Here is a 12,090-nt window from a genome sequence, read left to right on the forward strand (position 1 = left end):
AGGGTTCGGTTAGGTTTTTGGCACGCCCATCCTAATCTTATCCTCCCAGCCCCAGAGCCGTCGGCCCTTCACTTAGGATAAGGTCGCGAAGCCGGCCTAGCATGCCAGTGCTGTTGGTCACGTCGATACTCGCGGTTTCCAGGATCGTGGCGTGTCCGGTAATCGCATAACGCCCATGAACCGTGTCTTGACCGCCGAGGCCGGGATGGTGGGGATAGAGCAGCGTCAGGCGCGGCGCGTCATAGAGCTGGGCATAGGCCATCATCTGATAGACATCGGCCTGCGAGACGCCCTGCTTGGGATCGTCGATCCGCGCTGATATCCGCTTCCACTTGGTGTCGATGACATGGACGACCCTACCACCTTGGCGGATCAGGATATCGGGCCGTGTCTGGAACAATGCGCGCCCGCTGTCCTGCGCGCTCAGACAGAACAGCCGTCCGCCTTGCAACGAAACGGTAAGCCCCGTCCCCGCCAAGGCGCGGGCGATCAAGCGACCGACATATTCCTCGAACAGCGCGTTCATCTCGAACAGCATGGCGGTGCCCTGGCCGGCGCCGCCGGTGGTCGTCTGGTAGCGGTCCTGTAGAAAGAGCCGGGCCATCGCAAAGAGCTCCTGCCAGGACCGGTTGGTGCGGTCGATCACCACCTGATCCCAGCGTAACGCCGACACCGGCACGTCGGTAATATCGGCATAGACGAAAGCCAACTCGCGCAGACGTTGCTGGTTGGCGGCGCGGCGCGAGAGGCGCGCCAAGCGCTGCACTGCCGCTTTCATGATCCGATTGAGCGGCGTGTCTTCGGACAGAAGATCGAAGCGGCAGGCAAGGCGCGAGGGATTGACCGCATGGCGGGTGAACTGGCGGGTGATATCGAGCTGGCCGCGCAAGGTGGGCAGATCGTCTTCGCAGGCGATATAGCGGCGCGGCATGCCCTTGCGCAGCGCTTCGGTGAGCTTGTCGCAAAAGATGCGGATCAGGATTTCGAGCAGGGTTTCGCGCTGCCAGGCGAGATCGGTGATGACGCCCAGGTCAATTTTCAAATCCAGCGCAACCGCCAGCATATGCACCAGGCGCTTGCGGATCGCTGCATTCTGGTGATCGGTTGTTTCACCGGGCGCCACATCGATCTTGGGCAGGATCTCCAGGCTGGCATCGCCCGCTGCCAGAATTCCGACCACGCCGCGCGCGCGCAGGGCATGCCGGCCATGTTCGAGTACGCCGCTGCCACCGCGTCCGGCAAAGGCCGAGCGGGCTGCCAGCGCCGCCAGCTTCTCGGCATGGCCATCGGGAATCTGCCCCGCGCCTTCGCCATAGGCAAGCTTGTCCCATTCCCGAACCGTATAGGCGGGCATCAGGCGGCAAACTCCGAAAAATCGAAGCGCGCCTTGACGCTCCAGCGCCGCTTGTCGCCGCCCAGCTCATCGTCGGCAAAGCCGGCCGGCGCAGTCAGCCGCCGTGCTTCGAGGAAATGGGAACCATTTGCGGCCTCGCCATCGCCCAGCACCGCGGCGACTTTCGACCAATCCTCGTAGAAATATTCGGTCAAGAGCGGGATGACCTTGTGGCGCATGACATCCTCGACATCGGCACGACCACGGCAGCTGGTGAAATAGGCGTGGCCGATCTGGTGTTCGCGATCGAAGAGATATTCGATCCGCTCGTTGATCGTGTGCAGCAGCTTGCACAGATCGATTCCCTCGAGATTTGCGGCATCGAGCCCCCTGGCCGCCAGCGCCTGCCGCAGTTCCTCGACATCCGGCATCAGCTCGCGGAAGGTGAAGCGGCGGCGCAGAGCGGTGTCGAGCAGCGCGATCGACCGGTCCGCGGTGTTCATGGTGCCGATGATGTGCAGGTTGGCCGGCACACCGAAACTCGTCCCCGAATAGGGAAGCCGCACCCGGACCTCGTTTTCACAGCCGAGCCGCTTGTCGGTTTCGAGCAGCGTGATCAGCTCGCCGAACACCTTTGAGATGTTGGCCCTGTTGATCTCGTCGATAATCAGGACATGCGGCCGCGCGCCGGCTACTGGCCGCTCGGCATTGGGATCGATCACCACCGCTTCGAGCGCATCCCAGTTGATCCGGTCCGGATCAAGCCGATAGGCTGACTGGCGACGGAAATTACGAGCGTAGAATGGCGCGCGCTCGGCGCCATTATCATCGCGCCAGATCCATTCGACACTGCGCCGGTGTGGATGGAAATCGGCGTCGGCATCGAAATAATACTCGCCGCTCACCCGGCCAAAGGCACGGTAGCTGTCACGGCCATCGGAGATGACGACATAGTCGCCGACCTGCAGGCCGGAGCGAAAGGCGTAAAGCATCTCGATATTGGGGTCCTTGCCGGATGCGTCGGGATCTTTCTCCTCGTTCCATGTCTTCCGGATTTCTTCGAAATCATCGAAGCGCTCGTCTGACCAGTCGATATCGCCGCCCCAGCCGAGATGGATCAGCCCGCCATCAAGCCCTTCGCGGATTCGGTCTTCCTGGCTGCCGCGCTGACCGAGCGCGATCTTGTAGATCGGGCGCGAGCGATCGAGTCGCTTGGCCGGCGCATCACCGGTGTCGAGCCGCGCTCTCTCGCTGATGATCTTGAACACGCCGCCATGGGGTTTGAGACTAAAGCCACCCGACGTGCTGGCAGCCTCATCGTCACCTTCCTGTTCGACGCCTGTCGTCGGCCGCAGCCCCTCGACGAAATCCTCGTAGGCGAAGGACTGGTGAAAGGTGACGAATTCGATCCGTCCTTCGCCGGCCAGACGGCGATACTCGGCCATCAGGGCATCGCGGTCATCGCGCAGTGGTTCGGCCGCGGCATCGCCCAGGCAAAGCCGCACGGCCTCCCAGGCCGTGGCATAAGTCTTGCCGGTTCCGGGCGGGCCGTAAAGGATGAGATTGGTGGTCGCCGGCATCGCGGTCATGGGTTCAAAGGTCATGGTTTGGTGCCCTTCGGCTGAGGCGAGCTGGTAGGTGAAGACGGTGGAACTGCTGGGATTTGGTAGCGTGTGCGAGGGCGCGGGAACGTTGGCGAGCTTCTGAAATTTCTCGCCGCCGAGCGCGCTGCAGATCGCCGGGAACGCGTCGCGCAGCCCCATGTCGCGGCCAAGATCGCCGGCGCGGATTGCAATGTCTGCCGCGCCGTTCTCACGGGCCGGTTCGACATAATAGTTTCGCGCACAGAGCCGGATGCGATCTGCGTTGCGGATCAGATGCTCGTAGCGCTCGGGCGGGGTGACCGGGGCGTCATCGGCATCGACGATGATGTAACCCGCATTGTGGAGCTGGGCCGCGGCATCGGCCTTCTGTCCCCACCCGCCATTGAGCTGCGTCTTGCCGCGCAGGAAGCCGGCGATCGGCTTTGAGGGATAGACGCGACCCGGCCGCGCGCGTGTCGAGCGCACCCAATAGTCACGCGGCTCGCCAAAGGCCTCGAAGATGGCGGCGTGCTCGCCCGACTGGCGGTAGCTATCATAGGCGTCCATCGCCGCCTCGATCGCTTCGCGCGAAAAGGTCGCCACATCTTCTTCCTTGTAATTGTGGACGATCCACAGCGCGCTTTGCACGTCGATCATGTCGCGCGGTGCCAGACCCCGGTCCGCAAAAACAGCGCGCACGGCCTGCATGAAGCGCCATTCGTCGCGATAGGTGTCGGCCATCGACGCGTGATCGGGAAAGCGGCTGCCAACCGCTTCGAGCCAGAGGTCCTGGCGCACCGAATGGCGGATATAGATGCCTTCGTCCGGAGCGAGATGAAGGAACAGGAATTCGGCGATCTGGCGCGCCGGATCGGGCTTGCCGTCGGGGACGGCCGCAATCCACGCGTCAACAAAGGCCTCCAGCGCCGAGGCGTGGCCGCTGGCTGCGCCAAGCGCGGCGTCGACAAGCGCGCGCAAGGCCGGCCAGAGCTGCTCGCGATCGGCGTCGCCTTTGGGCGACATCGGCCAATAAGCGCGCCATTGCAGCAGATTGCTTTTGGCGAGCGCGGTGTTGACGGCATCGGCCAGTTCCTGGTCGGAACCGGCCTGTTCGATCGCCGTCCTGAGCTCGGCGGCAATCGCCAATTTGTAGGTCCGCTCCGCCTCATCGAAATGCGGATCGGGCGGATCGAAACGGTCGAAGGCGGGAAAAAAATGACGCAGCCGCTCGATCCAGCGCGTGATCGCAGCCGGATTGAGCATCAGCGCATCGCCGGACTGCAACAGCACCGCGATCAGCCGGCGCAGGGTCTCGGCGCTCTCGATCTGTATGAGAATGCAGTCCGTTCTATCGAATGCCCATCTGTTATCCAAAGCCGAAATCCGGCCGCCTCCGCCTTCCTGATAGGGCTTCGGGGTTCCGGTAAATCCCTTCGCTTCAACACGGGACTTAAACTTGGTGTGGAGGTAAAAGTTCTCTGGCTGCCGGATTTCCCATAGCAGCCGTTCGCCCTCGCCGAACTCAAACGACACCATGTATTGGGTGCCATGGCCCGGGCGGAGGTCCGAGCTGCGGATGAGCTGGAAAATCGCTCGCCGCAGCGGTGAGGGTTTACTCTGTTCGTTCTTATCGAGGCTTGCCTCAATATCCGTCCACATTCACAACTCTCCAAATTCAGGCAATGCGCATAGCGTGTTGACGAGGCGCATCTGTTCAACGGTGTTGCATTTTGCTTCGCGCAGCCGCGGCGCCCCGAAGACGAGCGCCAGGCCTTTGGCGCGCGAGACAGCGACGTTGATGCGATTGAGCGAGAACAGGAAATCCATGCCGCGCGGGGTTTCCTCGACCGAGGAGGCGGTCATGGAAACCAAGCAAACGGGTGCTTCCTGCCCCTGGAATTTGTCGACCGTGCCGACACGAATGCCAGCGGGCAAGGCGTCCTGCAGGGCATTGACCTGTGCATTATAGGGCGCAACGACGATAATATCGGCGGGCTCAAGGGCGCGCGTTGTCCCATCCTTATCGGTCCAGCTTCCCGAGAGCAGATCGTCGATCGCAGCCTGAATGGCAGCGACTTCCTCGGCTGCGATCTGGGCATTGCCCTCATGGACGACCGGCACCCAGAAAGCACCAGCTTCAGGAAAGCCCGTCCCGCGGACTGCCTGGACGGCTGTATCGGGCGCGCTAACGAGCCTGCCTTCATAGACCTGCCGCGAAATAAACCCGCAGACATCGGGATGCATGCGGCGTGAGACCGGCAGAAAGATGCCGCGATCGGGCGGGATGGTGGCGTGCTCGCCCAGCATCCACTCGAGACAGGAAAGGTTGGCCGGATCGGGATGAGCGCCCTGGATGACCTGCGGCAATTGCCGCGGATCGCCGACCAAAACGATGTTGCGCGCGCAGCGCCCCATGGCGACCATATTGGCCAGCCCCACTTGCCCGGCTTCATCGACGAAGAGCCAATCGAGCGCCTGCTCGTGCTCCGGCCGGGCAAAGAAGAAGGCGGTGCCGCCGACCACATGGGCACGGCTCCAGAGGGAATCGTCATTGGCCGTCGAGCGGATGATGCCGGTACAGTCGTCCGGATAACCGTCTTCGCCGCTGCTGACCTTGTGCCCGATGCACAGGCCCGGGACAGGATCGCCATCATCTTGCGCGGCAAGACACCCCATCAGCACATTGCGGATCGCCTCATGGCTGTTCGAGGCCACGCCAACACGGTGCCCCTGGCGTACCAGCGCAAGGATTGCCCGTGCGGTCACATAGGTCTTGCCGGTTCCCGGCGGCCCCTGGATTGGCAGCACGGTGCCATCCATTGCGGCGATCGCCGCGATCGTACCGGTCAAGTGATCGGCGCCATCGAGCAGATCGGCGCGCGGTCCCGTCACCAGACGTGGGGCCGTGCGCGCAAGCAGATCATCGAGCGCGGTCAGGCGGCGCGCACCGCACTGATCTTCGATCACATCGCGCAGGGCCGCTGCAATGACGTCCGTGTTGAGCGGCCAGTCCGGGTGGAGGGTCAGGCGATCGGTCAAGAGATGCGCCTTGGCCGCCCCCGCCTTGACCGCGATGATCCGCTCACTGCGGTCGAGCTCTTCGATGCTGACCGTGGCCGGCGCGCCGTCAATGGCCGGGACCGTCGCTTTGCGGCCGGCCCGCAGCTTGGTCTCCTGGAGCGGAAAGCGATAGCGGCGCAGCACCGAGCGTTTGACGGGTTCTGCCCGATCAATGGCTTCCAGACCGGCCAGTGCGTCGAGATCGTCGATCAGCTCGTCCTCGTCCTTGCCGGCGCTGTCGAAAACCGCCCATTGCGCGGGCTTGGCCTCGCGCTTGTGGAACAGGCCAAGGTTGAACAACATGTCTTGCCGCTCCTGCGGCAGACCGGATGTGGCAAGCCTCGCGCGCAATGCCTGCGTATCGGCGTCCTCCTCGACTTCCTTGTCGCCGGCATCCACCGCCAGCACCGGCCAGGGCGCGGCGGGGCGGATGCTCACCAACCAGTCGCGCAGCTCCTCGGTCGAGATACAGTCGATGCGGTTATAGTCTTCGATCTCGTCGAGAATCGATTGTTCCCCGGTTTCGCGCCAGCGCTCATAGGCAACGACCGAACCGCCGGCGGTTTTGACCTCACCTTCGCGCACCCGGCCATAGAAGGCTTCCATCGACTTGATCGAGTAATTGGCTTCCGAGCCGATCAGCGCGCCGCGCACCACCGCGAAAAGATCGACAAAGCGCCGCTCGCGCAGCAGACGATCGAGAAAGGCCTCGCCGATTCCATATTTTGCGGTCAGCCGCCGCAAGGCGGTGATCTCATAGGGCGCATAGTGATAGATGCGCGCTTCGGGATAGGCCGCGAGCCTTTGCCGGAAAAATTCCAGAAGGTCTGCCAAGGCCCGTGCTTCGGCGCCGTGATCATGCGCCCAGAAAGCCTTGAACTGGCCGTCGAACCAGACGCCGTGGAGATATTCGAGCCCGCCTTCGTAATGCGGATCGCCCTCGATATCGTAGAAAAGATCGCCCGGCTGCGGCGCGGGCAAAAGATCAAAGCCCTTGCCCGGTTCGGCCTCGCGCAACTCGAAGGCCGGCGCCCCGGTCTTGCGGGCGTGCTGTAGGCGCGCCTGTGTCACCAGCCGCGCCCGGGTGGTCTCTGCCATGCCGCGAATGGGATGATCGAGCCCGGCCAGCCGCTCCATGGTGGTGATACCAGCCGCCTCGAGCTTCTTGACCTGGGTCCGCGTAATATTGGCAACGTTGAACAGGCTGTCTTCGGCCTGCCACTGGCTTTCGCAGTGATCGCCCCAGCGGCAAAGCCCACAATCGGCACAGGGGATCGGCCGGGTCGGCGCCGGGTTTTCCAGGAAAGCCTCGAGCCGCTGACGCGCCATGCGCGCATAGGCCTGATAGTCCGCGAGCCGTAGCTGCGCCCGGCTGCCATCACCCAGTTCGACATGGGCAAATTCAGGGGCGACGCCCTGAATCTGCGCCAGCAAATCCGAGTAAAGCACCAGTTGCAGCACATGTTTAGGATGGGGGCGCCGCTTGAGTTTGGTGTCGGTGACTTCGTAGCTGAAAGGACCGAGATCGGACGGGCGCTCGACGCGCTCGAGAAAGTCCGACCAACCGCCCCAACTGTCGCCCAATAGCGCCCCTTGGAAGACGATCTGCGGACCGCTTGCCAAAGCCGCCCGTGTTGTCTGCGCATTGTCCGCGAGATTCGACCGCGCAATCTCAATCACCGATACATTTGAAGCTTTGAGCTTGGCCAGATGGGCAGCTTCATGTGCATCGCCCTGCCTCTGGAGCAGCGCTGCATCTTCGGTATCTTCGCGGGGCGCTGGCCCCGCCCCACGCATATAAGCCACATCGAGCGCGGTTGCATGAGCGCACCCCATAAACCGCATCAGGTCCGATGCAGACAAGAGTATTCGATCCTCCCCAATAATTCGCATTACTATCCCCTTATCGAACGCAATTCGTAACAAGACTTGCATCTCGACAGATTGCACGATCAGCCATAACGTACGTGGGTGTCAATATCTGACATACTTCATTGCTAGGATTTGGATCATGTCGTTCGCAAAGGCTCAGGATCTGATTCGGCTCGCGCGTCTTGCGGCTGCACGGCGGACAGGGATCGGTCTCGACGATATCTGCGAAGAATTCGGTGTTTCGCATCGCACAGCGCAGCGCATGACCGATGCGCTTGAGACCGTGTTTACTAATGTCGAAGCGGTGGATGGTGACGATCGCCGGCGGCGCTGGCGTATTGCAGACCCCATGCTTGATCGGCTTCAGACTCGCCAGGAAACGGCAGTGGAAGCGCTGGAGATTGCTGGCCGAACGGCGCGTGGCGATGGCCGACTCCGGCACGCGGCGGCACTCGAAGACCTGCGTGACGGATTGCTAGCGCGCTTGACGCCAAAGGATGCGCTGCGCACCGAAACTGACGTCGAGGCGGTCCTGCTAGCGATGGGATCGGTGACGCGACCGGGGCCACGCGTCAATCTGGTGCCGGCGGTGCTCGATGCTGTGATCGAGGGATTGCGCGGCCCGTTTCGTCTGCGTCTGCGCTACCGAGACGAGCTCGCACCTGAACGGATCATTGAGCCGCACGGCCTCCTGCTGGGGCATCGCAGCTATCTGGTCGCGCGCCAGCCGGCCCGCGGCGAAGACATGCTGAACTTTCGTATGGACCAGATCCTGAGCGCCCAGCCCCTGGATGAGAGCTTCAGCCTGATGCCCGGCTTTTCTCTTGAAGATTATGCAGCGCAATCCTTCGGCGTCTATCAGGACCCGGCGCAATATGATGAGGTCATCTGGCGGTTCGCACCGCACGCCGCAGCAAGGGCAGCCGAGTTCTGTTTTCACCCAAAGCAAATCGTTGAGGTGCACGAGGATGGCGGTCTCATCGTGCGCTTTCACGCGGCGGGCTGGCTCGAGATGGCGTGGCATCTCTATCAATGGGGTGACGCAGTCGAAGTTATCGCGCCCTTGGGCCTACGCAAGCTGGTAGAAAACCATCGTAGAAGCGATTTTGGCGCTCTGCCGTGAGGTAAAAGGAACGAAACGGAATGAGCACAATGACGGGCTTCAACCTATGCGGAACTGAAAACCAAGCAGTGAGCGCTCCGTGAGGGCTTTTTGTAAACTGCAGGTCAGCGCGCTCCAACCATTGACCATTACCTGATATGGGTATATTAATTAGATGGATATCGTCGGTGATCCCATACAGTTATTATCTTCATTTTAGGCAAAGGTGAGAAGGCAATGTCACGGGCCGCTACGGCGCTAAAATGGGGAGTGGAGCAGAGACTCGAGTTCATCGAGTTCCGTCTTTACTGGGAGGGAGGGGTAAATCGCTCCGACATCATCGAAGCATTCGGTGTGTCAGTACCGCAAGCCTCCAAAGACTTAACTCTTTACCAAGAGCGAGCGCCTGAGAACGCAATCTACGACAAGAGCGCCAAGCGCTATATCGCAAGCAAGCATTTTCAGCCCTGCTTCCTCAGGCCCGACGCCGGGCTGTACCTCAATCAGCTACAATCGGTCGCTGATGGCATTTTGGCGCCTAATGAAGCGTGGATTTCTCGCATGCCACCCTTTGCTGGGCCGCCCGTTCCAGCTCGTGCTGTCAATAATGACACGTTGCGCGATATGCTTGCGGCAATCCGTGAGAACCAGGCGATCGAGGTTAAATATCAGTCGCTATCCAACGATGGTGTTGATTGCCGCTGAGAACTGACCCAGTTTGGGCGGATATTTCCATTTAGAATTGACCCATGTTTGAACCTTCCCTCGTTTGTTTTTCAGCGAGGGCTATGGAGTGATCGACATGGCATTATTGAGCGTTATCCGACGGTGGCATTACCGGGACGAACTATCGATCCGCGAGATTGCCCGACGAACAGGCCTATCGCGGAACACCATCCGCAAGTATCTGCGTCTCAATGGCGTTGAGCCAAAATTTCAGGTTCCGGATAGGCCAAGCAAACTCGACCCATTTTCTGACCGACTGACCACGTGGTTAAAGTCTGAAGATCGCAAACCTCGCAAACAAAAGCGCACGGTGAAGCAGATGCACGCTGACCTTGTCGCTCTGGGCTATGAGGGATCATACAGTCGCGTTGCTACCTTTGCCCGCGAGTGGAAGGCCGATTTTCACATGCACAACCAGACATCGGGTCGGGGTACGTTCGTCCCTTTGAGCTTTGAGCCTGGCGAAGCATTTCAATTCGACTGGTCAGAAGACTGGGCAATTATCAGCAATGAACGGACAAAGCTTCAAGTCGCCCATACGAAGCTAAGTTATTCCAGAGCTTTTATCATTCGTGCTTATCTCACACAGTCCCATGAGATGCTGTTTGACGCTCACAACCATGCATTCCGTGTGCTTGGTGGCGTTCCACGGCGTGGCATTTATGACAATATGCGTACAGCCATCGATAAGGTCGGTCGAGGCAAAGAACGGGACGTCAATATTCGCTTTCAAGCGATGGCCAGCCACTATCTGTTTGAACCAGACTTCTGCAACCCAGCATCGGGTTGGGAGAAGGGACAGATTGAGAAGAATGTTCAGGATTCCCGGCATCGCTTCTTTCAACCAGCTCCCCGATTTGCTTCGCTGGATGAACTGAACGACTGGCTGGAGGAACGTTGCAGGTTTTTTTGGGCAACGACACAGCATGGCAAAATGCGCGGCAGCATAGCCGATCTTTGGATGGAGGAAGCTCAGGCTCTCATGCCCGTTTCCCGATCTTTTGATGGCTTTGTCGAATATACCAAGCGCGTATCACCGACCTGCCTCGTTCACTTTGATCGTACGCGTTATAGTGTTCCAGCATCCTTTGCCAATCGTCCAGTAAGCCTACGTGTCTATCCTGATCGTGTCGTGGTCGCTGCCGAAGGGCAGATCATTTGCGAGCATTCACGCATCTTCAATCGCTCTCACGAAGCACCAGGTCACACCGTCTATGACTGGCGGCACTATTTGTCGGTCGTTCAACGAAAGCCCGGTGCATTGCGCAATGGCGCTCCTTTCACGGAGCTTCCTGAAGCGTTTCGCACACTCCAGCTTCATCTGTTGAAGAAGCCGGGCGGCGATAGGGAAATGGTCGATATCCTTTCCCTCGTCTTACAGCATGACGAACAGGCTGTTCTCTTGGCGGTCGACATGGCGCTGAAGTCTGGAGTGCCGACAAAAACCCATATCCTCAATTTGCTTCACCGTTTGGTCGACGGCAAATCTCTCATTCCACCCCCGATTAATGCGCCGCAGGCACTGACCCTTAACAATGAACCCAAGGCCAATGTCGAACGCTACGACACCTTGAGAAAGACGGAGGCTCGTCATGCGTCATAATCCAGCGAGTGGTGCAATCGTAATCATGTTACGGCAATTGAAGATGCATGGCATGGCACAAGCAGTTGGTGAACTCACCGAACAAGGGTCGCCAGCTTTCGAGGCAGCTATTCCAGTTCTGTCACAGCTGCTTAAGGCGGAAACGGCGGAGCGTGAAGTCAGATCAGTTGCTTATCAGCTCAAAACTGCACGCTTTCCAGCCTACCGTGATCTGAACGGCTTTGACTTCGCAAGCAGTGAGATAAACGAGGCATTGGTCCAGCAGCTGCATCGCTGTGACTTTCTCAATGATGCAAACAACATCGTTCTGGTTGGTGGACCCGGCACGGGTAAAACTCATATCGCCACCGCTATTGGTGTCCAGGCGATTGAACACTACCACAAACGTGTCCGGTTCTTCTCAACGGTTGAACTTGTGAATGCACTTGAGCAGGAAAAAGCCCAGGGCAAATCGGGACAGATCGCCAACCGACTCATTTATTCTGATCTCGTCATTCTTGATGAACTCGGATATCTGCCATTCAGCGCATCAGGTGGTGCACTTCTATTCCATCTGCTCAGCAAACTTTACGAGCGCACGAGCGTCATAATCACCACCAATCTCAGCTTCAGTGAATGGGCAAGCGTGTTTGGTGATGCCAAAATGACGACTGCATTGCTCGACAGGCTCACTCATCACTGCCACATCCTTGAAACCGGAAATGATAGCTTCCGGTTCAAAAATAGTTCCGCACAAGAAAAAAAGCGAGCAAAGGAAAACACGAAACTTGACCGTGATTAACAACCCGAACAATAATTAAAAGGCGGGTCA

7 protein-coding genes are annotated in these 12,090 nt (G+C 59.6%); 4 read left to right on the forward strand and 3 right to left on the reverse strand.

Going from position 1 to position 12,090, the window contains the following annotated elements; all coding sequences use genetic code 11:
* Positions 1–37 precede the first annotated feature (37 nt).
* From DKP76_RS09335 to DKP76_RS09345, 3 genes are read right to left on the reverse strand one after another with little or no spacing between them, the layout of a single operon-like run.
* Positions 38–1,354: an McrC family protein gene (locus tag DKP76_RS09335; protein ID WP_109706183.1), complete on the reverse strand. Its 1,317-nt coding sequence runs from the start codon at positions 1,352–1,354 to the stop codon at positions 38–40.
* Positions 1,354–4,575 carry an AAA family ATPase gene (locus tag DKP76_RS09340; RefSeq protein ID WP_245410192.1) on the reverse strand — a complete coding sequence of 1,074 codons (3,222 nt, stop codon included), beginning with the start codon at positions 4,573–4,575 and terminating at the stop codon, positions 1,354–1,356. The genes DKP76_RS09335 and DKP76_RS09340 overlap by 1 nt, the downstream gene beginning before the upstream one ends.
* Positions 4,576–7,839: a TM0106 family RecB-like putative nuclease gene (locus tag DKP76_RS09345; protein WP_245410193.1), complete on the reverse strand. Its 3,264-nt coding sequence runs from the start codon at positions 7,837–7,839 to the stop codon at positions 4,576–4,578.
* Positions 7,840–7,987: 148 nt separating this feature from the next.
* On the opposite strand from DKP76_RS09345, the gene DKP76_RS09350 reads away from it, so the two are divergent.
* The 4 genes from DKP76_RS09350 (at position 7,988) to istB (ending at position 12,060) form a co-directional block, all read left to right on the forward strand.
* Entirely contained in the window at positions 7,988–8,971 is a 984-nt protein-coding gene (locus DKP76_RS09350; RefSeq protein WP_109706185.1) for a helix-turn-helix transcriptional regulator, read from the forward strand.
* A 216-nt stretch (positions 8,972–9,187) separates the two neighbouring features.
* Positions 9,188–9,655 (forward strand): BrxR family helix-turn-helix transcriptional regulator, encoded by a 468-nt coding sequence (locus DKP76_RS09355; RefSeq protein ID WP_199224787.1) that lies wholly within the window; start codon positions 9,188–9,190, stop codon positions 9,653–9,655.
* A gap of 97 nt (positions 9,656–9,752) precedes the next feature.
* Positions 9,753–11,279, forward strand: coding sequence for an IS21 family transposase (gene istA, locus DKP76_RS09360; RefSeq protein WP_109706525.1), 1,527 nt, complete (start codon positions 9,753–9,755; stop codon positions 11,277–11,279).
* Entirely contained in the window at positions 11,269–12,060 is a 792-nt protein-coding gene (gene istB, locus DKP76_RS09365; RefSeq protein ID WP_109706186.1) for an IS21-like element helper ATPase IstB, read from the forward strand. The genes istA and istB overlap by 11 nt, the downstream gene beginning before the upstream one ends.
* Positions 12,061–12,090: the final 30 nt, after the last annotated feature.

It is taken from the genome of Falsochrobactrum shanghaiense (assembly GCF_003149535.1).
GTDB classification, from domain to species: domain Bacteria; phylum Pseudomonadota; class Alphaproteobacteria; order Rhizobiales; family Rhizobiaceae; genus Brucella; species Brucella shanghaiense.

What these genes read in the sequence shown, in the direction of transcription:
- DKP76_RS09335 (WP_109706183.1), bottom strand. Translation starts at nt 1,354, where the DNA reads ATGCCCGCCTATACGGTTCGGGAATGGGACAAGCTTGCCTATGGCGAA.
- DKP76_RS09340 (WP_245410192.1), bottom strand. Translation starts at nt 4,575, where the DNA reads ATGTGGACGGATATTGAGGCAAGCCTCGATAAGAACGAACAGAGTAAA.
- DKP76_RS09350 (WP_109706185.1), top strand. Translation starts at nt 7,988, where the DNA reads ATGTCGTTCGCAAAGGCTCAGGATCTGATTCGGCTCGCGCGTCTTGCG.
- DKP76_RS09355 (WP_199224787.1), top strand. Translation starts at nt 9,188, where the DNA reads ATGTCACGGGCCGCTACGGCGCTAAAATGGGGAGTGGAGCAGAGACTC.
- istA (WP_109706525.1), top strand. Translation starts at nt 9,753, where the DNA reads ATGGCATTATTGAGCGTTATCCGACGGTGGCATTACCGGGACGAACTA.
- istB (WP_109706186.1), top strand. Translation starts at nt 11,269, where the DNA reads ATGCGTCATAATCCAGCGAGTGGTGCAATCGTAATCATGTTACGGCAA.